Here is a 24,231-nt window from a genome sequence, read left to right on the forward strand (position 1 = left end):
ATTCTGCCTGCTCGTTGTGCGTGCAGATAAATCGGTCGCGAGTCAGGTCAAACTTTCGAACCGGGCCGCCAGTTCAGCGCCGGTCAGTGGTTCCCGGGCGACGACCATGATGGTGTCGTCTCCCGCGATCGTGCCCACCACTTCCGGCATCCCAGACCGGTCTATGGCGCTGGCCAGGAAGTGTGCCGCCCCCGGTGGCGTGCGCAGTACTGCCAGATTCCCGCTGGAATCCACCGACACCATGAGTTCGCTCAGGCGCTGCGACAGCCGCTCGACTCCCCCGCCGGTCGCACGGATCGTCCCCGTGTCTTCGGGGACGACGTAGGCGCCGCCGCCGTCCGGTGAGCGGAGCTTCACCGCACCCAGGTCATCGAGGTCACGCGATAGCGTGGCCTGCGTGATCTCGATGCCGTCGGTCGCCAATAGCGACGCCAGCTCGGTCTGACTGCGGACGACGTTCGCCGACAACAACTCGACAATGCGGGCCTGGCGCGCTGCACGCGTACGGAGCGCCGGGACCTCGACCTGCTGCTTCGGATATGAGAAGTCCGCAGGAGTCATCGTCCAGACCGTTCGAGCAACCAGACGAGCAAAGCCTTTTGGGCGTGCAAGCGATTCTCCGCCTCGTCGAACACCACGCTCTGCGGTCCGTCGATGACCTCGTCGGTGATCTCCTCGCCGCGGTGAGCGGGAAGGCAGTGGAGCACAACGGCGTTCGGGTCTGCGTAGGTGAGCAGCCGCTCGTTCAGCTGGAACGGATGGAACGGCGAATGGCGGTCGCGACCGTCCTCTTCTTGCCCCATCGAGGTCCAGGTATCGGTGACGAGAACGTCCGCACCATCGGCTGCAGCCTTCGGAAAATTCGAGACGGTAATCGTCGCACCGGTTTCCGCAGCGCGTCGACGGGCGTCCGCTAGCACCTGCGGGTCCGGCTCGAAACCGGCCGGTGAAGCGATCGAAACGTTGATGCCGGCCGTAGCCCCACCGAGCATGAGCGAGTGCGACATGTTGTTGGCACCATCACCGAAATACGTGAGGTTGAGCCCGGCGAGGGTGCCCTTCTGCTCGGCCAGCGTCTGCAGGTCCGCGAGAACTTGGCACGGGTGGAACTCGTTCGACAACGCGTTGACGACGGGAACCGTTGCCGCGCTAGCGATATCGATCAGACGCTGCTGTTCGAACGTGCGCCACACGATCGCGTCGACGTAGCGGGAGAGCACCCGGCCCGTGTCTTCGAGAGTCTCCTCCCGACCAATCTGGGTGATCCGGCTTTCGACCACAACCGCATGTCCGCCGAGATGGGCGATGCCGACCTCGAACGAGAACCGCGTACGGGTGGAGTTCTTGTCGAAGATGACCGCGACGCCCTTCGGCCCCTCGAGGGGGCGACGAGAGAACGGATCCTTCTTGATCTCCGCAGCCAACGCCAACACTTCAGCCTGCTCGGCCGGCGTCAGATCGTCATCACGCAGGAAGTGCCGCAACGCTGCCACTAGTCCCCCACTCCATCCAGAATCCCCGGAAGTGCATCCAGGAATTCGTCCGCCTGCTGCTCCGAGAGGATAAGTGGCGGCGCAAGTCTCAGGACCGCCGGCTTGGCCGCATTGAGCAGGAACCCGGCACTGCGCGCTGCGACCTCGACCTTGGCCGACACCGGCTCGTTCAGCACGACACCGATCAGTAGACCTGCGCCGCGTACGGAAGCCACTAGCGGGTGACCCATCGCCTCGATCCCGGCAGAGATGTGCTTGCCCAAGGAATCAACATGCGCGACAAGGTTTTCCGACTCGATCGTGCGGATGACGGCCATCGCGGCGGCCGCGCACACCGGATTTCCGGCGAACGTGCTGCCGTGCATTCCGGGCTGGAACAACGACGCCGCCTCACCGACCGCGATGCACGCGCCGATCGGAAGGCCTCCACCAAGCCCCTTCGCCAAGGTGATGACATCGGGTGTGACCCCCGCGGCCTGGTGGGCATAGAACCAACCGGTGCGTCCGATCCCGGTCTGTACCTCATCGAAGACCAGCAGAGCGCCGTTCTTGGTCGCGATGTCTCGCGCCGCCGCGAGGTAGCCCTCAGGTGGAACGACAACGCCATTCTCGCCCTGAATCGGTTCGAGGAAGATCGCGGCAGTCTCGCCGTCGACGACCGCATCCAATGCTTCGGCGTCGCCATATGGCACGTATTCGACTGCGGGCGGCATCGGCTCGAACGGCGCCCGCTTGGCCGGCTGACCGGTCAATGCGAGGGCACCCATCGTCCGACCGTGGAACGAGTCGATCGTCGAGATGATCTTGGTCCGCCCCGTCAGACGCGACAGTTTGAACGCAGCCTCGTTCGCCTCGGTTCCTGAGTTGCAGAACAGGACGCGCCCTTCGGCGCCGAGGTGCGCGAGGAGGCGCTCTGCCAAGGCCAACGCGGGTTCATTGACGTAGAAGTTGGAGGTGTGGCCGAGCTGCGCGATCTGGCTACTGACTGCCTCAACGATCGCCGGGTGCGCGTGTCCCAGCGAGTTGACCGCGATGCCGCCCAGCAGGTCGAGGTACCGCTTGCCGTCGGCGTCGAACAGTTCCGCGCCGGAACCACGCACCAGCGCGACGTTCGGTACGCCGTAGTTGTTCATCATCGACGCAGACCACCGCTGCTGCATCTCCTGGGTGTGCGTCATGACTGCATCTCCGGTTCGCTCAGGGCACCTGGAGTGACCATGGTTCCGATACCTTCCCCGGTGTAAAGCTCGAGCAGAACTGAATGTGCGAGACGACCGTCGATGACATGCGCCGAGCCGACGCCTCCGCGGACAGCCCGCAAGCACGCTTCCATCTTCGGAACCATGCCCGAGTCGAGCGACGGCAGGAGCGTCGACAGCGAATCGGCGTCGATCTTGGAAGTGAGCGAACTGCGGTCCGGCCAGTTGGTGTACAGACCTTCGACGTCGGTCAGAACGACGAGCTTCTCGGCGCCGATCGCCACCGCGAGCGCACCTGCCGCGGTGTCGGCGTTGATGTTGTGAACGATGCCGTCATGGTCCGGAGCAATGCTCGAGACCACGGGAATCCGCCCGCTCTCGATCAGGTCGAGAACCGCGGCGGGATCGACACTCGTGACGTCGCCGACGAGTCCGACGTCGACCGGCTGACCATCGACGACGGCCTGCCGCCGCGTTGCCGTGAACAGGTGCGCATCTTCGCCGGTGATACCGACCGCGTACGGTCCGTAGGCATTGATCAAGCCTACGAGCTCACGCCCTACCTGGCCGAACAGCACCATCCGCACGATGTCCATGACCTCAGGCGTCGTGACGCGGAAGCCGCCCTTGAACTCACCCTGAATACCCAGCCGCTTGAGCATCGCGCTGATTTGCGGGCCGCCACCGTGGACGACGACGGGCTTCACTCCGACATTCCGGAGGAACACCATGTCCGCCGCGAACGCTGCCTTCAGCTTGTCGTCCACCATGGCGTTGCCGCCGTACTTCACGACGACCGTCTTGCCCTGGAACCGCTGCAGCCACGGCAGCGCTCCCGCCAGGACATGCGCCTTTTCGCTGGCACTCAAACCAACGAGAGTCATGACGAGTACGCCGAATTCTCTTCGACGTACGCGTGCGACAAGTCAGTGGTCCGCACCGTGGCGATGCCCGCTCCGAGGCCGAGTTCGATGCTCACCTCGATGTCCGAGCCGCGGAGGTCGACCGAGCGTGCGTTCGGGGCACCAACTCCGTTCTCGCACACCAACTCTCCGTTGAACCGAACCGACACCTTATCCGGGTCGAGGTCGATCGGAGCCGTGCCGATGACCGCGAGCACGCGTCCCCAGTTCGGGTCGGAACCGAAGAAAGCGCACTTGACGAGGCTGTCCCGAGCCACGACCCGGGCACCGATGAGCGCCTCGTTCTCGCTGGCTGCACCTGCCACCGTGATGCGGACGCGCTTAGTGACACCCTCGGCGTCGGACTGCATCTGGGCGGCAAGGTCGTCGCATACGGCCATCACCGCGATGTCGAGCTCTTGCTGCGTCGGGCTGACGTTGCTCGCACCCGACGACAGCAGAAGGACCGTGTCGTTTGTCGAGGTTGAGCCGTCGACGTCGAGGCGATCGAAGGTGAGGCGCGTGGCCTTCCGCAAAGCGATGTCGAGCTGTTCTGCCGAAACCGACGCGTCAGTGGTGATGACGCACAGCATCGTCGCAAGTGCCGGCGCGATCATGCCGGCGCCCTTGACCATTCCACCCACGTTCCAGCCGTCAGCGGCGTGAAACGCCGCCTGCTTCGGCACGGTGTCAGTGGTCATGATGGCCGCGGCGGCCTCATCGCCGCCGGTCATGCCGCCGTGAATCTCATGAACGATGTCTTTGACGCCCTTGAGCAGCTTCTCCATGGGCAGTCGGTCGCCGATGAGACCGGTCGAACACACGGCAACCTCGACCGCGCCGGTCTCCGAACCCCAATCGGTCAGCGCGGCGGCAACGGCCTCCGCCGTCGTGTGCGTGTCCTGAAAGCCACCCGGGCCGGTACAAGCGTTTGCTCCACCGCTGTTCAGGATGACCGCGCGGAGCCGGCCGGTGGTGAGCACCTGCTGCGACCACAGCACCGGGGCGGCCTTCACCTTGTTGGTGGTGAATACGCCGGCTGCCGCGAAGTCCGGACCCTCGTTGAGGACGAGAGCGAGATCCGGCTTGCCGCTCTTCTTGAGACCGGCGGCGATACCCGTCGCACGGAATCCGAGCGGGGCGGTGACGCCCTGCGTCCTGACGAGCTTGCCGTTCACGGAGCGACTCCAATCATGGGAAGACCTGCTGTTTCTGGGTAGCCGAGCGCGAGATTCATCGCCTGAATCGCCGCTCCCGCAGTGCCCTTCGTGAGATTGTCCACGGCCGCGACCGCAATCAGCAGTCCGGCATCGGAATCGACGGTGATGCCGAGGGCAACGATGTTCGAGCCGACCACTGATGACGTCGCCGGGAAAAGGCCGTCAGGAAGGAGTTGCACGAACGGCTCATCCTGGTACGCCTTCTCATACACCGCGCGAACCTCGTCAATCGAGGCGTTCGTCGGTGCGGTGCACGTGGCCAGAATGCCGCGCGGCATCGGCGCCAGCACCGGAGTGAACGAGACGGTCACCTCAGTGCCCGCCGCGGCCGACAGGTTCTGCTTGATCTCCGGCGTATGCCGGTGGACGCCACCGACGCCATAAGCGCGCGCAGACCCCATCACTTCAGCACCAAGCAGATCGAGTTTCAGCGAGCGACCAGCGCCCGAAGAACCGCTGAACGCAACGATCGTCGCCTGTGGGCCGACGAGACCTGCTGCGAAGGCCGGTGCGAGCGCGAGGGATGCCGCGGTGGGATAGCAACCGGGGACGGCAATCCGCTTTGCACCATTGAGAGCAGCCCGGGCACCGGGAAGTTCCGGCATGCCATAAGGCCACGAACCGGCATGCGGAGTTCCGTAGAACTTCTCCCAATCACTGCTGTCGCGTAGCCGGAAGTCTGCACCACAGTCCACGATGACGATCGAGTCCGGCAACGCCTCGGCGATCTCCGCCGACTTTCCGTGTGGAAGTGCAAGAAAGACGACATCGTGGGTGGCCAATTCGTCGATCGTGGTCGCCGCGAGAACTCGGTCCGCGATCGGAAAGAGATTCGGGTGATGCTCGCGCATGGTGCTGCCGGCGTTCGAACCGGCCGTCAACGAGCCCAGTTCGAGACGTCCGTCGACGAACGCTGGATGCGCCAACAACAGACGCAGAATCTCGCCTCCGGCATAGCCGCTTGCACCGGCAACCGCGACCCGCATCAGCCCTCCTCGATTAATGGTTATGCATGTCCTTGCAAGTATATGCATAGCGCCGACAAGTCGTCGACTCCATTCAGCGTGCCAACATCGCCAGCACTGCGGGAGAGAAGTAGAACGGCTCCAAATGCGCACGAATCAGGCTCGCGAGCACGCCAGACGACGCCGCGGCCGCGATCACCCCGGGCGCGTACTTCACGATCTCCTGCTCGATGTGTTCTCCGGAGAGGCCCATCTCGGACAACAGCGCGCGTACCGAATGCTCGCCGTAGTTGGCGTACAAGACATCGACGCAATCGTCGAGAAGAAGGTCGAAATACGGAGTCTCGCGCACGGACAGCAGTAGCCGGTACACGATCTCGACCAGCTCTCGAAGGTCGAGTTGCGTCAGGTACAGGCGTAGATCAGCGACCGGCTCGTTCGCATGCAAGTCCCACACCTGCATGATGGCATCGCCGAAGGATGGGTCACGGAGCAGATGACGGATCGCGGTGTTGGTGCGCCGCAGAGCCGCCTGCGCGCCGCGGGCCGCGACGTTTCCGATTCGCTGATCCAGGGTCTTCTCTCCGCGGAATCGCGAGGTCGCGTTGCGGCCGAAGGACAGAACGGGTGCCACGCCGGGAATGCGCTCGGCGCGTTCGCGACTGTTGTGCATGAAGTCCGCGACCAACTGCCCGACGAACCGCGATGCAACGACCGCCAGCAGCGGGCTCTCGGTGAACCTCTCGAGAAGTCGGTCCTGCAGCGAGTGCATCGACAGAACCTTCTTGACCAACTCATCGACGTTGGCGCGCGGGATCACGCTGCCGAGGAAGAAGTCCTCATTCGCCGAGGCATCGTAGACACCATCGGCGACCGCAACGGCCATGTCGCCGGCGAACTGGCTGCCGACAATGTCCATGAAAAACATCCGGATCGTGTCTTTGACCTGATCCGAATCGATCGTGTCGACAACGCGGACCGACTCGAGCACCTCCAGCACCGCGGCGGTGTCGACCGAGACATTCGCGACGAATCGCTCATCGCTCATCTCGGCGATGATGTAGTCGACCTGGGCCGACAACAGCCCTTCAGCCAAGTCGCGCGCAGCGTCGTCGCCGGTCATTGCACCCCTCGTGTTGATGGAAGCACGACCTAGCCGCGCAGGCTCGCCCCCACCGACGCGGATGCGGCGGCCACTGCAGCGTCGCGGGCCGCGCTCGCTTCGTCTTCGGTCAGAGTACGGTCGCTCGCCCGGAACCGAAGGGCGAACGCGAGAGACTTACGCCCTTCGCCAAGCTGGGCACCCTCGAATACATCGAACAGCCGAATCTCTTCGAGAAGTTCGCCTGCCCCCTCGCGGAGCGCGTCTTCGACGGCCTTCGCAGCAACCTCGCGGTCGACCACGACGGCCACGTCCTGGAGCACCGCAGGGAACGCCGAAACGACTGGCGCGGGACGGTTCTCGACGACCGGCAGCGAATCGAGCGACAGCTCGACGGCACAGGTTCGCGGCGGCAGGCCGGCGCGCTCCAGAACCGCAGGGTGCAACTCTCCGGCATGGCCGATGACCTCGCCGTCGACGATCAGCTCGGCACAGCGTCCGGGGTGCCACGGCGCGTACTGCGCGGCGCGGCGCTCGATGCGGACGCCGGCAGTCCGGCCGATCGCGTCGACCGCGGCGAACGCATCGGCCGCTTCGACCGGGCGACCCTTGCCCCACGGGCCACTGGGCTCGCGGAGTCCGGTCAAGGTCAGGGCGACGTGCACCGGCTGCGCCGGCAACGAGTCGAGAAGCTCTTGCATCTCTTCATCGGTCGGACGCCGGTCGACCGGCAATGCCGGAACGGCACGCGTATTCGGACCCCGGTGCACGACCTGGGCGATCCCGAACAGCGCGACATCACGCTGACCACGAGCGATGTTGCGCCCGAGAACTTCCAGGAGTCCCGGCAAGAGCGTCGTCGCGAGTTCGGGACGGTCCGACTCGAGCGGGTTCAGCACCTTGGTGGTGTTGCGGCGCGAGTCGTCCGCCGGAAGTCCCCAAACGTCGAAGACCTTGGCAGGCAGGAAGACCGGCGGCGGAACCTCGACGAAGCCTTCGAACGCCAGCGCCTTGCCGATCGCGCGGCGGCGCTTCTGCGTCGCCGTCAGGCCGCGGCCGACCGGAGCTGCGGGAAGGACCGAGGGAATCTTCTCCAGGCCCTCGAGCCGGAGAACTTCCTCGACGAAGTCAGCAGGTTGCCCGAGGTCGGGCCGCCAGCTTGGCGGGGTTGCGGTGAGGACCGACTCACCGGTGACCAAGCACCCGATCTGAGTCAATCGGGCCGCGGTGGTGCCCACCGGGTACGCGACGCCCGCGATGCGATCCGGCAGGTCCGCATCGAACGTGACGCTCGCACGAACCTGCACCGGCAACCCGACCTCGGTGTACACGGGCTCGACGGTGCCACCGGTGATCTCCGCAAGGAGATCCGCGGCCCGCTGCAGGGCCGCCGCCGGAAGCGCCGGGTCGACGACGCGCTCGAATCGCTTGCTGGCCTCACTGGTCAGCTTGTGTCGACGACCCGTGCGGAACGTGAACAGGGGGTCCCAGGTGGCGGCCTCGAGAAGGACGTCCGTGGTCTCGGTGCCGACCTCGGTGCTTGCGCCGCCCATGACGCCCGCAAGCGAAATGACGCCCGAGTCATCAGCGATGACGACGTCGTCGACATGCAACGGACGCTCCGCTTCGTCGAGTGTGCGCAGCTTCTCCCCCGCCTCCGCGAGACGCACGACCAGCGTTCCTTGGACCTTCGCCGCATCGAAGGCGTGCAGCGGCTGGCCCAACTCGAGCATCACGTAGTTCGTCACGTCGACCGCAGGCGAAATCGGGCGCACGCCCGACAGCAGCAAACGGCGCTGCAACCACCAGGGACTGGTCGCGGCTGGGTTCACCCCGGTGACGCGGCGCAGCGCGAAACGCTCGGCGCGGGTCTCGTCGCGAAGTTCGACCGGCCACGCTTCCCCACTCGCGGCCGCGATGGCAAGGGCGGCCGGATCGTCGAAATTCAGATCCCAGCCGCAGGCAAGCTCACGCGTCATTCCACGAGCCGAGAAGCAGTAGCCGCGGTCCGGCGTGATGTTCAGTTCGATGACCGTGTCACTGGTACCGAGAAGCGCGTTTCCGTCATCGCCGGGATTCGCCGAACCCGGCTCGAGAACCAGGATTCCCGAGTGGTCCTTGCCGATCCCTAACTCGGCGACAGAACAGATCATGCCGTCGGACTTGCGTCCGTAGGTCTTGCGTGAGGCGATCGCGAATCCGCCCGGCAGGACGGCACCCGGCAACGCCACTACAACGAGGTCGCCAACGGCGAAATTGCGCGCACCGCAGACGATGCCGCGCGGCGCATCCTCACCGACCTCGACCTGGCAGAAGCGAATCGGCTTCTTGAACTCGGTCAGTTCCTCGATGTCGAGAACGCGACCGATAACCAGCGGGCCGTCGACCGGCGTCAGCGGATCGATCTCCTCGACCTCGAGTCCGACACCGACGAAACGCTCGGCGAACTCCTCCGTCGTTGCCGACCAACCCGGATTGGCGCTCGACAGGATCTCCGTCAACCACGATTGCGCGATCCGCATCAGGCTTGTACTCCAAACGGAAGAGTGAAGCGGACGTCGCCTTCGACGATGTCACGCATGTCGGACAGACCATTTCGGAACTGGAGGGTCCGCTCGAGACCCATGCCGAACGCGAAGCCGGAGTAGACGTCAGGATCGATGCCGCACGCCCGCAGCACGTTCGGGTTGACCATGCCGCAGCCGCCCCACTCGACCCAGCCGGCGCCGCCCTTCTTTTCGGGGAACCAGACGTCGACCTCGGCGGAGGGCTCGGTGAACGGGAAGTAGTTGGCGCGCATACGCGTCTTGGCGGTCGGGCCGAAGAGAGCACGGGCGAACGCGTCGAGCGTGCCGCGCAAGTGCGCCATCGTCAGACCCTTGTCGACCGCGAGACCCTCGACCTGCGAAAACACCGGCGTGTGCGTGGCGTCGAGTTCGTCTGTGCGGAACGTACGCCCAGGGCACGCGACGTAGATCGGGAGCTCACGGGTGAGCATCGACCGAATCTGCACCGGCGATGTATGCGTACGGAGAACCTGACGCGAACCCTCGGGAGCGACGTGGAAAGTGTCCTGCATGGTGCGAGCCGGGTGATCCGGAAGGAAGTTCAGCGCATCGAAGTTGAAGTGCTCGGTCTCGACCTCTGGACCTTCCGCGATCTCCCAACCCATCGCGACGAAGATGTCCGCGACCTGCTCAGCGATAACGGTGATCGGGTGCCGCGCACCGAGTTCGCGGCGGTCAGCCGGGAGCGTGACGTCGATGGTCTCGGAGCGGAGGACGGCCTCGTCTCGCTCGACGAGAAGCTCGGCACGACGGGCCTCGTACGCATCGTTGATTGCGGTCCGCGCGACGTTCACGAGACGGCCGGCGGGTCCACGGTCCGGACCAGGCAGCTGGCCGAGCGCGGTCCGTGCGAGCGCGATGGGCGCACGCTGACCGAGATGCTGAACTTTCGCCTCGGCGAGAGCATCGAGATCGGTGCTCGCCGCGAACGCGGCAATCGCAGCCTCCGCCGCAGAATTCAGCGAAGCCTCGCTCAAACCACTGGTATCAGTCACGGGTTGGTGATCTCTCGTCTCGAACTCGTTTGCGCCGGTCTTAGATGCTAGGCGATGCCACTGACATCGAGCGAAGCGGTTTTGCGCGGGCTCATTTCCGGTGTTGGGCCAGAGCGCTTGCGTACAGGCAGATCCCGGCCGAAACCGCGAGGTTGAGGCTCTCCGCGCGGCCATAGATCGGAATGCTGACCCGAGCGTCCGCCAGCGCGGTCACTTCGTCGGACAAGCCATGCGCCTCGTTGCCGAACAGCCAAACGGTCGGGCGCTCGAGCAAGGGCCCAGCGTCCGCGAGACCTACTTCGCCCGATGCCGCGGTCGCCAGGATCTGCAGACCACTCGCCCGCGCCGCCGCAATCGCATCCGTGATCGAACGCTCACGACAAACGGGCAGGTGAAAGAGGCTACCCGCCGCCGAACGAACGACCTTGCCGTTGTGCGGGTCGACCGAGTCGCCAGCGAACACGACACCGTCCGCGCCCGCCGCATCGGCAACTCGGATGATGGTTCCCGCATTGCCGGGCTCGCCGGCTTCGACGGGCATCGCGACGAGGGACGGCTTCCGGTCGAGGATGTCCGCAAGGTCGACGTCAACCGTTCGACACACGGCGACCATGCCAACGGGAGTCACGGTGTCCGACAATGCTGCCGCAGCACGCTCGGTCACGATGGTGACCGGCGCTCCACATGCCGATGCCGCCGAGACCAGGGATTGGTACTTCTCGGCGGCATCGGTTGTTACGAAAAGCTCTACGACCAGGCCCGCAGGAATCGCGGACTCGATCGAGTTGGTGCCTTCCACCAGAAAACGCTCAGCCTTGCGCCGGGCCGCCGTGCGGTGAAGCTTGGCAGCCGCGACGACACGGCCAGAACGCTCGGTGAGTGGCTCGATGATCAGGCAGCCTCGGTCGGCGCGTTCACATCAGCCGGAAGGGCGGCCCGAGCAGCCTCGACCAGAGCAGTGAAGGTAGCCGGGTCCGAGACGGCGATCTCGGCGAGGTTCTTGCGGTCCACCTCGATGCCAGCGGCCTTGAGGCCCTGGATGAAGCGGTTGTAGGTGATGTCGTTCGCACGAGCTGCGGCGTTGATACGCGTGATCCACAGCTGGCGGAAGTCACCCTTGCGAGCGCGACGGTCGCGGTAGGCGTAGGTCAGCGAGTGAAGCTGCTGCTCCTTCGCCTTCCGGTAGAGGCGCGAACGCTGTCCGCGGTAGCCCTTGGAGGCATCGAGAACGGTACGGCGCTTCTTCTGCGCGTTGACGGCCCTTTTGACGCGTGCCACTTTTCAAATCCTTCAAATCAAGCGGAGAGCCCGCAGTTGTCTTTGCCGAGGCTTCGCCTCGGGCGGGGGGAAGAGTTAGATACCGAGCAGCTTCTTCATGCGCGGCGTGTCAGCAGCGCTGACCACGGTGTCACCCTCGAGGCGACGGGTGCGACGCGAGGTCTTGTACTCGAAGAGGTGGCGACGGTTCGCCTTCTCGCGCATGAGCTTTCCGCTTCCGGTCACCTTGAAGCGCTTCTTCGCCCCACTGTGCGTCTTCTGCTTGGGCATTAGTTCTCCCTCGTTTCTTGTACGCCGCGAGCGGCGTCTGCCTTGTTGCTGCCGAGGCAGCGAAAGTCTTTTCGGCACAAACCAACCCGCGTGGATGATCTCCACGCGGGCCGCGGTTTCTGCCGGATTAGGCCTCGGGTGCAGCGTCTGACGCTGCAGCACCCTTTGGCCGGGTCTTCTGTCCGCGGTGGGGGGCCAGAACCATCGTCATGTTGCGTCCATCCTGGCGAGCCGGGATTTCGATGAACCCGAACTCCTGCACATCCGCAGCGAGACGCTGCAAGAGGCGGAAGCCGAGTTCCGGTCGCGACTGCTCACGACCACGGAACATGATGGTGACCTTGACCTTCGACGCGGCTTCGAGGAAGCGAACAACGTTGCGCTTCTTGGTCTCGTAGTCGTGGTCGTCGATCTTGGGGCGGAGCTTCTGCTCCTTGATCACCGTTTGTTGCTGGTTCTTGCGAGATTCGCGCGCCTTCTGGGCTGTCTCGTACTTGAACTTTCCGTAGTCCATGATCTTGCAGACCGGCGGACGAGCGTCCGGCGCGACTTCTACAAGATCGAGATCAGCTTCCAGTGCGACGCGAAGAGCATCTTCGACTCGAACGATTCCGACCTGTTCACCGCCCGGTCCGATAAGGCGGACTTCGGGAACGCGAATTCGCTCGTTGATGCGAGTCTCAGTGCTGATGGGGCCTCCTAGGCTTGACGGTCGTCGTCGGACCGCTACGCAGGTGCGTGAACCCCAACTCAACAAAGAAGCCCCGCCTCGGTATTCCACCGATGCAGGGCCCATGCCGACCGATCAATACGCGCACAAGGCACGTCCCAACACGCAGCATATTGCTGTGTCGGATGACCGGAACCGTACGATCGCAATTGATCGACGGTGGGAGGCGGGCTCCACTTGCTGCCCAGATACGTGACCTGGGCGGTCGTCATCGGACAGTCTAGCAGGATGATGCGGTGATCTTCCTAATCCCGGTGGCACCGTATCCTTGCCACCATGACTGACGAGGCTCCCCAGGTTCGCGAACTCGCCGAAATCCCAGCTGTCGAGGTGATCAGCCGCGCTGCCGTGATGCTCATGAGCGCTTCGGCAGAGAAGCTCGGCTTCGGTCACGACGACCCGGAGGACAGCCCGCACCGGGATCTCGACGAGGCCCGTCGTCTCATCACGGCGCTCGCCGGCTTGATCAACGCCTCGGTCGAATACCTCGGACCGCATGCGGCGCCGCTTCGCGACGGACTATCTGCACTGCAGAAGGCATTCCGCGAGGAATCGGCTCACCCGGACGAGCCCGGCCAAGGCCCCGGCGAGAAGCCAGTTCGGCCGGCGCGGATTTAGGGCCCTTAGCCGGCCTTCGCCTTCGCGCGGCTGCGGCGTGCAGCGGGCCGTCGCTCGCCGAGCACTGTCTTGAGGAACTCGCCGGTGTAACTGCGTTCAGTTCCGGCTACGTCCTCGGGCGTGCCCTGGGCGACCACGGTTCCGCCGCCCGAGCCACCTTCGGGCCCCATGTCCACAACCCAGTCGGCCGTCTTGATGACGTCGAGGTTGTGCTCGATCACGATGACGGTGTTGCCCTTGTCGACGAGACCGTTGATCAGCTGCAGAAGCTTCCGAATGTCTTCGAAGTGCAGACCCGTCGTCGGCTCGTCGAGGATGTACACAGTCCGACCGGTGGATCGTTTCTGCAGTTCAGCGGCCAGCTTGACGCGCTGCGCTTCACCACCGGAGAGCGTCGGCGCGGACTGGCCGAGACGCACATAGCCGAGACCGACCTCGTTCAGCGTCTTGAGGTATCGGTAGATCGACGTCACCGGCTCGAAGAACTCGGCCGCCTCTTCGATGGGCATGTCGAGGACTTCGGCGATGGTCTTGCCCTTGTAATGGACCTCGAGTGTCTCGCGGTTGTACCGCGCACCGTGGCACACCTCGCACGGAACGTAGACGTCCGGCAGGAAGTTCATCTCGATCTTGAGCGTGCCGTCGCCCGAGCAGGCCTCGCAGCGACCGCCCTTGACGTTGAAGGAGAACCGACCCGGTTGGTATCCGCGGACCTTCGCTTCGGTCGTGGCTGCGAAGAGGGTGCGGATCTTGTCGAACACTCCGGTATAGGTCGCCGGATTCGATCGCGGAGTACGACCGATCGGCGACTGGTCGACCTGAACGAGCTTGTCGAGGTGCTCGAGTCCGGTGACGCGCACATGGCGACCCGGAACCTGTCGAGCACCGTTGAGCTTGTTCGCCATCACGGTCGCGAGAATGTCGTTGACCAGCGTCGACTTGCCCGAGCCGGAAACACCGGTGACCGCAGTGAGAACGCCGACCGGGAACGAGACGTCGATCTTGCGCAGATTGTGTTCCGTCGCGCCGACCACGGTGATCATCCGCTTATTGTCGAGCGACCGGCGCACCATCGGTACGGGGATCTCCAGCCGACCCGACAGGTATGCACCGGTGAGCGACTCGGGATGTTCGAGGAGTTCCTTGTAGGGGCCGCTGTACACGATGCGACCGCCGTGTTCGCCGGCGAGCGGACCGATGTCGACGACCCAGTCCGAGGCCCGGATGGTGTCTTCGTCGTGCTCGACAACGATGAGCGTGTTGCCGAGATCCCTTAGCCGCGTAAGGGTTTCGATCAATCGCCGATTGTCGCGCTGGTGCAGGCCGATGGACGGTTCGTCGAGGACGTAGAGCACGCCGACGAGGCCCGATCCGATCTGGGTGGCGAGTCGGATGCGCTGCGCTTCACCACCGGACAGGGTGCCGGCGGCGCGGGAGAGCGTCAGGTAGCCGAGCCCCACGTCGAGGAGGAACTGCAGGCGCGCCTCGACCTCCTTCAGGATTCGGCCGGCGATGGCCTCTTCACGAGCGCCGAGCGTGAGCCGGTTCAAGAACTCCGAGCACTCCCCGATCGACAGATCGCTGACTTCGGCGATCGACTTGCGGTCGTCACCGGCAGCGATCGTGACCGCCAGAATGACAGGCTTGAGGCGCGAGCCACCGCACGCCGGGCACGGGATATCCCGCATGTAGCCCTCGTACTTTTCCTTCGCGATCTCGGACTCGGTGTTGTCGAGGCGACGCTGAAGGAATGGGATGACGCCTTCGAAGTCGGCGTAGTACGAACGCTCGCGCCCGTATCGGTTGCGGTACCGGACATGGACCTGGACATTCGTGCCCTGCATGACGGCAGTGCGCGCCTTCTGCGGCAAGTCCTTCCATGGGGTGTCCATATCGAACTCGAGGTGCTCAGAAAGTCCGGTGAGCAGCCGCTCGAAGTATTCGGCCGTCTGCCCCGTTGCCCACGGTGCGACAGCGCCCTTGCGGAGACTGAGGTCGGTGTCGGGTACGACGAGGTCGATATCGACCTCTTTGCGCGTTCCCAGGCCGGTGCACTCCGGGCAGGCACCGTAGGGCGAGTTGAACGAGAATGACCTGGGTTCCAGCTCGTCGACGTCGAGCGGATGCGAATTCGGGCAGGCCATGCGCTCGGAGAACCGGCGCTCTCGATCGTGTGCGTGTTCGTCACGGTCGACGAATTCGAGAATGACCACGCCATCCGCCAGGCGCAGCGCGGACTCGATCGAATCGGTGAGCCGCTGCTTCATCGCAGTTTTCACGGCGAGACGGTCGACCACGACCTCGATGTCGTGCTTTTCCTGCTTCTTGAGCTTCGGCGGCTCGCTCAGCTTGTGCACGACACCGTCGACGCGAACACGGGCGTAACCCTGCGAATTCAACTGCTCGAAGAGATCGACGAATTCACCCTTGCGGGTCCGAACGACGGGTGCGAGAACCTGGAAGCGAGTCCCGTCTTCCATCGCGAGGACCTGGTCGACGATCTGCTGCGGCGTCTGCTTGGAGATCATCTCGCCGCACGTCGGGCAATGCGGCTTGCCGGCGCGAGCGAACAATAGGCGCAGGTAGTCGGACACTTCGGTGATGGTGCCGACGGTCGAACGCGGGTTGCGGTTGGTCGCCTTCTGGTCGATCGACACCGCTGGCGAGAGTCCCTCGATGAAGTCGACGTCGGGCTTGTCCATCTGCCCCAGGAACTGGCGCGCGTAGGCCGACAGCGACTCGACATAGCGACGCTGTCCCTCAGCGAAGATCGTGTCGAACGCGAGGCTGGATTTTCCTGATCCGGATAAGCCGGTGAAGACGACAAGACTGTCCCGCGGAAGGTCGAGATCGACTCCTCGCAGGTTGTGCTCGCGCGCGCCACGGACAATCAGCCGTTCCGACACTGTGCTTTCCTCCAAATCCGGGAGTCCGCAAACCCCGGAGCATGCTAAACCCACCCACTGACAAGTTAGCCTGCGGAATGTGGACGAATGGAACCTGCCCGGCGTCCGGATCATCCGGATCTCCGTTGGCCCAATGGACAACAACGCTTATCTCGTCACCTGCGAGAATACGCAAAGGACGCTACTTGTCGACGCGGCGAACGACGCTGACGTTCTGCTCTCGGCGATCGCCGACAACGCACCCGACGGACTAGAGCTCATCGTGACGACCCATCGTCATTTCGATCATTGGCAGGCGCTCAAGAAAGTCGTCGGCCGGACCGGCGCACCAACGGCTGCCCACCCACTCGACGCACCGGAACTGCCGGTCGCGCCCGACCGACTACTCGAAGACGGCGATGTCATCGAACTGGGTGACCTCAAGATCGGGATCATTCATCTGCAGGGGCACACGCCCGGGTCTGTCACGTTGGTGATCGAAGACGGAGCCGGCGTCACCCACTTGCTGACGGGTGACAGTCTCTTCCCAGGCGGTGTCGGAAAGACCTGGTCCCCGGCCGACTTCGTTCAGCTGATCGGCGATGTCGAACGGAAGATCTTCGATCGATTTCCCGACAACACGGTGGTCTATCCCGGTCATGGGCGTGAGACAACGCTCGGGGTCGAGCGACCAAGTCTTCCGGAATGGCACGCGCGCGGTTGGTAGCGGTGCCGCGCATCGGTTCGATCTCGAATTCCAGTTGAAGGTGTAACGAGTTTTCCAACGGCTGTGGGCGCCATTCGACGGGCGGGTAGAAATCTCGTCAACAGAGCTGCGGCTCGAATTCCCCACGAACGAATCGGAGCACGACGTGATTACCCTCCTCGCATTTACCAACCTGATCATGGACCTGCTGACCGGGCAGTTGGTTCTGTCGTGATCGCGGGGGACGCAGTCGCCGGTTGCTGAAGCCGGCGGCGAAGTCCCCCTTCGCTTTCGAGCCGCTTGACCGCCTCATTGGCGCAAAATCATTGCGTGCCAATCGCATATGACCCCTCGTGGTCTGCCACCACGCGTCCCGGCTCCGACACCGACTTCTTTGCGATCGGTGGTGACTTCACCAAAGACGACGTTCTATGTGCCGAGATGGCACGCGTCGCCTACGCATCCTGGGATGGATTCGATCGGACGAAATTCGATACCTATCTGAGCCACGTCGGCTTCCGGACGGTCCAAACGGTCGACGTTCACGGGTCCGAAGCCTTCGTCGCATCCGACGGCAAGACAACCGTGGTCAGTTTCCGCGGTACCCAGCCGTCCGATCCGTTCGATCTGTTCACCGATTCCCGGTTTCTCAAATCTGACTGGTCCACGCGTGGTCAGGTGCACAACGGTTTTCGCGCGTCAATCAACGAGATCTGGCCGCAAGTCGAGAAGGCGATCGAAGACTCACCGGGTGACCGATTGCTGTACACCGGCCACAGCCTGGGTGCAGCACTAGCCACTCTCGCGGCTTCGCTTCGACCGCCACAGCTGCTCGTCACTCTTGCTTCGCCACGGGTCGGGGACGCGGAGTTCGGTGAGACGGTCGCCGATATCAAACACCACCGGTACGTGAACTGCGCCGATGTAGTGCCGCGCGTACCAACCGAGGGCATGGGGTACGTCCACACCGGCGTTCTTCACTACATCAACGCAGACGGAACCATCGTCACCAATCCCCCGCAAGAGCACATCAACAGCGAACGACGCGTGGCGACTGACGAGTACCGCGAATTCTGCAGTCTGTTGCACGGAACGATTCCGAGCCGCGAACTCGCCGACCATGCGCCGATCAACTACTGTTCTGCCATCCTGGGCGTCCGGGCTGCCGACTCGTAGGCGTGGTTCGGAACGCCGCCATCTGCATCGTTGACCTAGCCCGAACCGGAAAGATCTGATCGTGCCCAGACTTCATTGGCACCTGGCATCGCGGGCTTTTGTGGTTGCGTTGAGTGCGCTCGTGATCGGGTGCGGACCGGAGAACGCCATCCAGGAACCCGGAGTCGCGCAGATTTACCTCGGCAGTTTCACGACGAATTCCGAGCCGCTCGCATGCACGGTTGCGCGCACCGCACAGAATTCTGTCCAGCTCATCATCGGCAGCGGTCAGATGCGATCAACGGTGAACGCAGTTGTCGAATTCGAGTCGGACGCGATGAATTCGGTACGCACTCTGGTGATTACCAAGGACGACATGATTCCGGTCGCGAAGGGCAGTCGGACCACGCGCTACACGAGAGAATTTTCGATCGAGTTCTACGCCCAATACGACATCGCCGCGGGCTGGACGAGACCCACCGTCAGTCGCCGTGGCACGACCTTCGAGATCACAGGAAAATCGAAGTTCGCAGCACCCCACCAGGGCGGTAGGAATGCCTACTCAGACCCCAACAGTCCGATAGTTCCGACGTACAAGATTTCAGCGTCATGCGTTGACAAGCGCTAGAGCGCCGAGGCAAATCGCCTCATTTGCCGCGGCTCGGCCTCACTTCGACGCCGACTCCCACAACCCGATCAAATTGCCTTCGGTGTCGGTGAAATAACCCGTGAAGCCCATGCTTCCGACCGCCAGCTTTTCCGTCACGACCGTTCCGCCGGCTTCCGCAACCTTGGCGAGCGCGTCGTCGATGCTCGCAACATCGATGACAACGTTCGGCCCCTTGCCCGGGAACTTGTCACTCCGCTCGAACATGCCCCCGTTGATGAACCCCGGCTCGCTCGGTCCGGTCAACTGGTCCGTCGGTCCGGTCATGGCGATGGTGTAGCCCATCTCGGGAAGCGGCATCATCACCCACCCGAAGGTGTCGGCATAGAACTTCCGCGCGCGGTCGCCGTCGTCGAATGGAATCTCGAAATGCACTACCTTGCCCGACATCTGGACCTCCACGTGGATCGCGGCCTTTGCACGAACCACGCTAGTCCTCTCGGGGAGTGCCGATGACGGACATCGGATACAGTCCGGACGTGATGTCCGAATTGCCGCCAGAATCGGAAGTCCCTGTTCGCACGATCCGCATCACCGCAGATCCGCGCACGATCCGGGTCGTGCTGGCGTCTGTCCTCGTGGCCGTCGCGCTCTATCAGATGTCCGGTTGGCTCTTCACCAACCTCAGCGGGTTCCTCGGGTTGCTGTTCCTCGCGTGGCTGTTCAGCGTCACTATCGAACCGGTCGTCGCGTGGCTCAGCGGCAAGGGCCTTCGTCGCGGTGCCGCGACCGGGCTGGTACTTGTCGGCATTCTCGGATTCGCCGCCGCATTCATCGCGGTGTTCGGCAGCTTGCTTGCCGAGCAGGTCGCGCAACTCGTGAAGGCACTCCCGCCCGCAATCGAGAGCGCCACGGACTGGGCGAATCGAACGTTCGACACCGACTTCGAGCTCAGTCGGTCGCTCGTCGATCTGTCCCCGAATGGAATCAAGGATCTGGCCTCGCGATTCGCGCCCAGCGTTCTCGGTGCCCTCTCGACACTGATCGGCGCGATCTTCCAGACGCTGACCTTCCTCATGTTCGTTTTCTACATGTCCGCGGAGGGCCCACAGCTGCGACGAACGATCGCGAGCCGTTTCCGCCCCCGCCAGCAGAAGCTGATCACGAAGGTGTGGCAGACATCGGTCGAGAAGGCCGGCGGGTACGTCGTATCCCGCGCGATCCTGGCGTTCTTCAGCACCATCGCAACTGCCATCGTGCTGCTCATCCTCGGTGTGCCGTACTGGCTTCCGCTCGCCCTGTGGACCGGCATCATCTCGCAGGCGATTCCAACGCTCGGAACGTATCTCGCGATCGCCCTACCCGCTCTGGTCGCCGCCGCCGCAGACCCGATCGACGCGCTGTGGGTCCTCGGATTCGGCACGGTCTACCAGCAGGTGGAGAACTACATCCTGCAGCCCCGAGTCACCGCGAAGACCGTGGACATCCACCCTGCCGTCGCATTCGGCTCGGTGATCGTCGGCGCGGCACTCTTCGGAGCCGCGGGCGCCTTGGTGTCGGTTCCGGTCGTCGCGGTGATCCAGGCGCTCGTCCAGACCTACAGCCATCGATACGACCTCGTCGACGAACTGCCAGCCACGCCGGACCCACAACCAGAGCCGCCTCAGTCCTGAGCGGGCGGCTCGGCCTTTCCATCCCGTTCGTCTCGGTCAGCCCACGCGAGAAGTTCTTCCAGCCCGAACGGCTGATCGTCGATCGTCGCGTGCAGGTCGCCGATCTCCGCAAACCGCGAAGGCATCGACAGGACGGTGAAGTCCCGCGGGTCGACCTCGGCGATCTCCGACCACTCGACGGGCGCAGACACGGTTGCGTGCGGGACTCCACGTACCGAGTACGCCGAGGCGATCGTGTGGTCCCGCGCGTTCTGGTTGAAGTCGACGAATAACTTCTCCGGATCGCGGTCCTTCCGCCACCAGGTGGTCGTGACATCGTCCGGAGCGCGCCGCTCGACCTCCCGAGCGAACGCGAGCGCAGCCCGGCGCACGTCTTTGAATCCCCACTCCGGACGAATTCGCACGTAGACGTGCATGCCTTTGCCGCCGGACGTCTTCGGGTAGCCGATTGCACCTATCTCGTCGAGCACCTCGTGCACGACGCCAGCGACTCGCTGCACGCGATCAAAGGTGCACTCGGGCATCGGGTCGAGATCGATCCGCCACTCGTCCGGCTTCTCGACATCGGTCGCTCGCGAGTTCCACGGGTGGAACTCAACCGTCGACATCTGGACGGCCCACACCACATCGGCCACCTGCTGAACGCACAACTCGTCCGCGGTTCGGCCGTAGCGCGGGAAGTACACCTGGACCGTCCGGATCCACTCCGGCGCACCCCCGGGGAGACGCTTCTGGTGCACCTTCTCGCCCGACAATCCAGAAGGAAATCGGTGCAGCATGCAGGGACGATTCCGGAGTGCGCGCACAATGCCGTCGCCCACGGAGAGGTAGTAGTTGGCGAGATCGAGCTTGGTGATCCCCAGGTCCGGAAAATAAATCCGGTCCGGATTGGAGATACGAACGACCTGGTCACCCGCCGTGACCTCGACTGCTGGAACGTTCCGCTGCGCCATCGATCGCCAACGGTACCCGTCAGCGCCGTCTCCCGTCGCTGCGCTTGTCCGATTCGCGAGTTTACGTCGCGCCAGGCCACTGTTTGGGCGACTAGACTTGATCGAATTCGGCTTTTGAAGCCGGCACGGAATTCCACGGCGCAGAGGAGACCGTTGCCCGACGGCACAACACCCCCGAACCTGCACAGCGATCTCGAGCTTGAACAGCAGTACCTCGACGTCCTGTACCGGCACCTCGATCAGATGCGTGAGTATGCCTCGACGCGGCTGAAGTCGGTGCTGCTCAACACCGGCGGCACCCCGCAGGCTCGCAGCGAACGCGAGTCGTTCACGCAGCTCTACACGGAGGACATCGCCAAGTACGACGCCGCCGAACACGGTCTGTGTTTCGGGCGGATCGATCTCGATAGCGATGACGAGGCCCGCTACGTCGGCCGTATCGGAATCCTGGACGAGGCCAACGACTTCCGCACGTTGCTCCTCGACTGGCGCGCCCCGCTGGCCCGCCCGTTCTATCTCGCGACCACGGCGACGCCCGACGGCGTCATCCGGCGCCGCCACATTCGCTCGCGCAGCCGACGGGTCACCGCAGTCAACGACGAGTACCTCAACCTCGACGCTGCGGAAGCCGCCGGTCAGCTTGAAAGTGGCGCCGGTGGTGTGGGCGGCGAGAGTGCGCTCCTGGCTGCCCTCAACTCCGCTCGCACCGGACACATGCACGAGATCGTCGAGACGATCCAGAGCGAGCAGGACGCCATAATCCGCTCCGATCACAAGAGTGTTCTCGTGGTCCAAGGCGGTCCCGGCACGGGCAAAACCGCAGTTGCCCTGCATCGCGCGGCCTACCTGCTCTACACGTACCGTCAGCAGTTGGCCCGGAGCGGTGTGCTGATCATCGGGCCGAACACGACCTTCCTCGAATACATCAGCCAGGTTCTGCCCTCGCTCGGTGAGACCGGCGTGCTCCTGTCGACGATTGGCGAGCTCTATCCGGGCGTGAAGCCGACGCGTGAAGACAGCGAACGTGCATCCGAACTCAAGGGCTCGCTCGCGATCGTCGAGGTCCTGAAGAACGCCGTTCGGGATCGGCAAGAGGTTCCGAACAAGCCGCTGACCTTCAGTTTCGACGGCTACCCCGTGGTACTTGATCGGCGAATCGTCACCCGGGCGCGTGGCCGTGCACGTTCATCGCGGCGCCCGCACAACCTGGCCCGCCCGATCTTCATCTCGTCGGTGTTCGATGCGCTCGCCGATCAAGTGGTCACCGCAATGGGCGCGAACCTGACTGGCGGCTCGAATCTCTTGAGCCGCGACGACATCGCGGACATCCGGTCCGAGCTGCGCAGCGACGATGCGATTCGTTCCGCAGTCAGCGCATTGTGGCCCGAACTCGCTCCCCCGGACGTCCTCGCCGCGTTGTGGGCCTCGCCCCAGCGCCTCGCGACGGCTGCCGCACACCTGAGTGAAGCGGACCGGAAGGTCCTCGGTTCGTCCGGTGGATTCAGTGCTGCCGACGCGCCTCTTCTCGACGAGCTCGCCGAGCTTCTCGGTTACGACGACACCGCTGAGCGCGAGCGTGCGCGCACCAAGTGGCGCGCCCAGATTGCGGACGCGCAAGACGCGCTCGACATTTTGACCGGTTCTGCACCACAGGATCTCGAGGACGAACTCGATCCGGAGATCCTGATGGCGTACGACCTCATCGACGCCGAACAGCTCGCTTTCCGGCACGAACATGGTGCCCGCGGGACGACCGCCGAGCGCGCCGCCGGCGACCGCACGTGGACGTACGGACACGTCATCGTCGATGAGGCCCAAGAACTCTCGGAGATGGCGTGGCGGATGGTCATGCGCCGGATTCCAAACCGGTGGGTGACAGCGGTCGGCGATGTCGCGCAGACCAGCGATCCGGCGGGCACCACGTCGTGGCAGACAACGCTCGAGCCGTATGTTGCCAAGCGGTGGAAGCTCGCGGAACTCACGGTGAACTACCGCACGCCCGCCGAAATCATGAACGTCGCCGCGGATGTGCTGAAGTCGATCGATTCCACCGCGGTCGTGCCGACGTCGGTGCGAGACAGCGGCATCCTGCCGACTGCGATCAAGAGCGCACACATTCCGGACACGGTGGCGAAGGAGATCGCGGGAGACTCGACACCCGGAATCCTCGCCGTGCTGGCGCCCGCGGAACTCGTACCGGAGCTGACGCACCTTGCGGACGAACGGGTTTCGGTCCTCACGGTCAAGGAGGCGAAGGGACTCGAGTTCGACTCGGTCATCATCGCCGATCCGCGCGGGATCCTCGACGAAGTGCGGCACGGGCTCAACGACCTTTACGTCGCGCTGACCCGTGCCACGCAGCGGCTCACCGTGGTGTACTCCGGCGAGCTACCGACGGAGTTGTCGCGGCTGGCTTAAGTCGTTGTTAAGTCGTGTGAACGATGAGAACGTCGACCGGGGACTTGCGCGAAATGTCGGCCGACACGGAGCCGAGAAGACGGCCGATTCCGCGGAGACCACGGTTTCCGACCACGAGCAGGTCGGCTTCGACCTCCCCGATGAGGCCGATGAGGGCCTCGACCGGTTGACCCATGATCGGTCGCCGCGAGATGTTCTGGGCCCCGAGCTCGACCGCGCGATCGGCGGCCGCCTGCAGGACCGCATCGGTTGGACCGGACCCACGGATCTGGAACGCCTCGTTGCCAAGAAGATCCTCGGCAGCGAGGTCACGTTCGTTGCCCTGGAAGGCGCAGGCGATGACGAGCTTCGCAGCCTCGTCGCCGGCCAGTCGAGCTGCCTTTTCGACGGCCTTCATCGCCGACGCCGATCCGTCCGTACCAACCACGATCGTCGAGTATGCGGTCATTGGCCCCGAGCCTCCCACCTGATGTGAATGCGTCTGAAGTTACGCAC

At 64.0% G+C, this 24,231-nt stretch carries 23 protein-coding genes; 6 read left to right on the forward strand and 17 right to left on the reverse strand.

Translation table 11 applies throughout. The annotated features are described in order from the left end of the window. Positions 1-42: 42 nt before the first annotated feature. The 13 genes from F600_RS0110470 to infC form a co-directional block, all read right to left on the reverse strand. Positions 43-561: an arginine repressor gene (locus tag F600_RS0110470; RefSeq protein ID WP_018160565.1), complete on the reverse strand. Its 519-nt coding sequence runs from the start codon at positions 559-561 to the stop codon at positions 43-45. After that, a complete protein-coding gene (gene argF / locus F600_RS0110475) occupies positions 558-1,493 on the reverse strand; it encodes an ornithine carbamoyltransferase (protein ID WP_018160566.1) in 936 nt (311 codons plus the stop codon). The genes F600_RS0110470 and argF overlap by 4 nt, the downstream gene beginning before the upstream one ends. Continuing rightward, entirely contained in the window at positions 1,493-2,671 is a 1,179-nt protein-coding gene (locus F600_RS0110480; protein WP_018160567.1) for an acetylornithine transaminase, read from the reverse strand. Before F600_RS0110480 ends, argF begins: the two co-directional genes overlap by 1 nt. Further along, entirely contained in the window at positions 2,668-3,576 is a 909-nt protein-coding gene (argB, locus tag F600_RS0110485) for an acetylglutamate kinase (protein ID WP_018160568.1), read from the reverse strand. Before argB ends, F600_RS0110480 begins: the two co-directional genes overlap by 4 nt. Continuing rightward, a complete protein-coding gene (argJ, locus tag F600_RS0110490) occupies positions 3,573-4,772 on the reverse strand; it encodes a bifunctional glutamate N-acetyltransferase/amino-acid acetyltransferase ArgJ (protein WP_018160569.1) in 1,200 nt (399 codons plus the stop codon). Before argJ ends, argB begins: the two co-directional genes overlap by 4 nt. Next, the gene (argC, locus tag F600_RS0110495; RefSeq protein ID WP_018160570.1) at positions 4,769-5,800 is read right to left on the reverse strand and encodes an N-acetyl-gamma-glutamyl-phosphate reductase; all 1,032 of its coding nucleotides are present in this window, start codon (positions 5,798-5,800) and stop codon (positions 4,769-4,771) included. Before argC ends, argJ begins: the two co-directional genes overlap by 4 nt. Before the next feature lie 73 nt (positions 5,801-5,873). Further along, positions 5,874-6,902, reverse strand: a complete 1,029-nt coding sequence (locus tag F600_RS0110500; protein ID WP_018160571.1) for a hypothetical protein — start codon at positions 6,900-6,902, stop codon at positions 5,874-5,876. Positions 6,903-6,931: 29 nt separating this feature from the next. Continuing rightward, the gene (pheT, locus tag F600_RS0110505) at positions 6,932-9,403 is read right to left on the reverse strand and encodes a phenylalanine--tRNA ligase subunit beta (protein WP_018160572.1); all 2,472 of its coding nucleotides are present in this window, start codon (positions 9,401-9,403) and stop codon (positions 6,932-6,934) included. Then, positions 9,403-10,443, reverse strand: coding sequence for a phenylalanine--tRNA ligase subunit alpha (gene pheS, locus F600_RS0110510; RefSeq protein ID WP_018160573.1), 1,041 nt, complete (start codon positions 10,441-10,443; stop codon positions 9,403-9,405). Before pheS ends, pheT begins: the two co-directional genes overlap by 1 nt. Before the next feature lie 91 nt (positions 10,444-10,534). Then, on the reverse strand, positions 10,535-11,332 hold the full coding sequence (locus F600_RS0110515) for a TrmH family RNA methyltransferase (RefSeq protein ID WP_026306397.1): 798 nt from the start codon (positions 11,330-11,332) through the stop codon (positions 10,535-10,537). A 2-nt stretch (positions 11,333-11,334) separates the two neighbouring features. Then, positions 11,335-11,721, reverse strand: a complete 387-nt coding sequence (gene rplT / locus F600_RS0110520; protein WP_018160575.1) for a 50S ribosomal protein L20 — start codon at positions 11,719-11,721, stop codon at positions 11,335-11,337. A 75-nt stretch (positions 11,722-11,796) separates the two neighbouring features. After that, positions 11,797-11,991, reverse strand: a complete 195-nt coding sequence (gene rpmI / locus F600_RS0110525) for a 50S ribosomal protein L35 (RefSeq protein ID WP_018160576.1) — start codon at positions 11,989-11,991, stop codon at positions 11,797-11,799. A gap of 127 nt (positions 11,992-12,118) precedes the next feature. Continuing rightward, entirely contained in the window at positions 12,119-12,745 is a 627-nt protein-coding gene (gene infC, locus F600_RS0110530; RefSeq protein WP_018160577.1) for a translation initiation factor IF-3, read from the reverse strand. A 252-nt stretch (positions 12,746-12,997) separates the two neighbouring features. Between infC and F600_RS0110535 the strand changes: the two genes are divergently transcribed. Further along, on the forward strand, positions 12,998-13,339 hold the full coding sequence (locus tag F600_RS0110535) for a DUF1844 domain-containing protein (RefSeq protein ID WP_018160578.1): 342 nt from the start codon (positions 12,998-13,000) through the stop codon (positions 13,337-13,339). Positions 13,340-13,344: 5 nt separating this feature from the next. On the opposite strand, the gene uvrA is transcribed toward F600_RS0110535, so the two are convergent. Beyond that, the gene (gene uvrA / locus F600_RS0110540) at positions 13,345-16,245 is read right to left on the reverse strand and encodes an excinuclease ABC subunit UvrA (RefSeq protein ID WP_018160579.1); all 2,901 of its coding nucleotides are present in this window, start codon (positions 16,243-16,245) and stop codon (positions 13,345-13,347) included. Between the two features lie 133 nt (positions 16,246-16,378). Between uvrA and F600_RS0110545 the strand changes: the two genes are divergently transcribed. The 3 genes from F600_RS0110545 (at position 16,379) to F600_RS0110555 (ending at position 18,713) form a co-directional block, all read left to right on the forward strand. Further along, positions 16,379-16,951, forward strand: a complete 573-nt coding sequence (locus F600_RS0110545; RefSeq protein ID WP_156024555.1) for an MBL fold metallo-hydrolase — start codon at positions 16,379-16,381, stop codon at positions 16,949-16,951. Between the two features lie 309 nt (positions 16,952-17,260). Further along, positions 17,261-18,106, forward strand: coding sequence for a lipase family protein (locus tag F600_RS0110550; RefSeq protein WP_018160581.1), 846 nt, complete (start codon positions 17,261-17,263; stop codon positions 18,104-18,106). Positions 18,107-18,167: 61 nt separating this feature from the next. Continuing rightward, positions 18,168-18,713: a hypothetical protein gene (locus tag F600_RS0110555; RefSeq protein WP_156024527.1), complete on the forward strand. Its 546-nt coding sequence runs from the start codon at positions 18,168-18,170 to the stop codon at positions 18,711-18,713. 39 nt (positions 18,714-18,752) lie between these two features. On the opposite strand, the gene F600_RS0110560 is transcribed toward F600_RS0110555, so the two are convergent. Next, the gene (locus F600_RS0110560; RefSeq protein ID WP_026306398.1) at positions 18,753-19,142 is read right to left on the reverse strand and encodes a VOC family protein; all 390 of its coding nucleotides are present in this window, start codon (positions 19,140-19,142) and stop codon (positions 18,753-18,755) included. A 92-nt stretch (positions 19,143-19,234) separates the two neighbouring features. On the opposite strand from F600_RS0110560, the gene F600_RS0110565 reads away from it, so the two are divergent. Next, complete coding sequence (locus tag F600_RS0110565; RefSeq protein ID WP_026306399.1) at positions 19,235-20,365, forward strand: AI-2E family transporter; 1,131 nt, start codon at positions 19,235-19,237, stop codon at positions 20,363-20,365. Here F600_RS0110565 and ligD read toward each other — a convergent pair. Beyond that, a complete protein-coding gene (gene ligD, locus F600_RS0110570) occupies positions 20,356-21,318 on the reverse strand; it encodes a non-homologous end-joining DNA ligase (RefSeq protein WP_018160585.1) in 963 nt (320 codons plus the stop codon). The genes F600_RS0110565 and ligD overlap by 10 nt on opposite strands. 153 nt (positions 21,319-21,471) lie before the next feature. Between ligD and F600_RS0110575 the strand changes: the two genes are divergently transcribed. Beyond that, positions 21,472-23,736 (forward strand): HelD family protein, encoded by a 2,265-nt coding sequence (locus tag F600_RS0110575; RefSeq protein WP_018160586.1) that lies wholly within the window; start codon positions 21,472-21,474, stop codon positions 23,734-23,736. 7 nt (positions 23,737-23,743) lie between these two features. Here F600_RS0110575 and F600_RS0110580 read toward each other — a convergent pair whose 3' ends face one another. Beyond that, the gene (locus F600_RS0110580) at positions 23,744-24,184 is read right to left on the reverse strand and encodes a universal stress protein (RefSeq protein WP_018160587.1); all 441 of its coding nucleotides are present in this window, start codon (positions 24,182-24,184) and stop codon (positions 23,744-23,746) included. Positions 24,185-24,231 lie beyond the last annotated feature (47 nt).

The organism is Smaragdicoccus niigatensis DSM 44881 = NBRC 103563 (genome assembly GCF_000380645.1).
GTDB classification, from domain to species: Bacteria; Actinomycetota; Actinomycetes; order Mycobacteriales; family Mycobacteriaceae; genus Smaragdicoccus; species Smaragdicoccus niigatensis.

Bases quoted from the DNA above. Each gene is read 5' to 3' on its own strand.
- F600_RS0110580 (WP_018160587.1), bottom strand. From the start codon at position 24,184: ATGACCGCATACTCGACGATCGTGGTTGGTACGGACGGATCGGCGTCG.
- F600_RS0110560 (WP_026306398.1), bottom strand. From the start codon at position 19,142: ATGTCGGGCAAGGTAGTGCATTTCGAGATTCCATTCGACGACGGCGAC.
- F600_RS0110545 (WP_156024555.1), top strand. From the start codon at position 16,379: ATGGACAACAACGCTTATCTCGTCACCTGCGAGAATACGCAAAGGACG.
- pheT (WP_018160572.1), bottom strand. From the start codon at position 9,403: ATGCGGATCGCGCAATCGTGGTTGACGGAGATCCTGTCGAGCGCCAAT.
- F600_RS0110500 (WP_018160571.1), bottom strand. From the start codon at position 6,902: ATGACCGGCGACGACGCTGCGCGCGACTTGGCTGAAGGGCTGTTGTCG.
- ligD (WP_018160585.1), bottom strand. From the start codon at position 21,318: ATGGCGCAGCGGAACGTTCCAGCAGTCGAGGTCACGGCGGGTGACCAG.
- rpmI (WP_018160576.1), bottom strand. From the start codon at position 11,991: ATGCCCAAGCAGAAGACGCACAGTGGGGCGAAGAAGCGCTTCAAGGTG.
- F600_RS0110565 (WP_026306399.1), top strand. From the start codon at position 19,235: ATGTCCGAATTGCCGCCAGAATCGGAAGTCCCTGTTCGCACGATCCGC.
- F600_RS0110535 (WP_018160578.1), top strand. From the start codon at position 12,998: ATGACTGACGAGGCTCCCCAGGTTCGCGAACTCGCCGAAATCCCAGCT.
- F600_RS0110470 (WP_018160565.1), bottom strand. From the start codon at position 561: ATGACTCCTGCGGACTTCTCATATCCGAAGCAGCAGGTCGAGGTCCCG.
- argC (WP_018160570.1), bottom strand. From the start codon at position 5,800: ATGCGGGTCGCGGTTGCCGGTGCAAGCGGCTATGCCGGAGGCGAGATT.
- argB (WP_018160568.1), bottom strand. From the start codon at position 3,576: ATGACTCTCGTTGGTTTGAGTGCCAGCGAAAAGGCGCATGTCCTGGCG.
- F600_RS0110480 (WP_018160567.1), bottom strand. From the start codon at position 2,671: ATGACGCACACCCAGGAGATGCAGCAGCGGTGGTCTGCGTCGATGATG.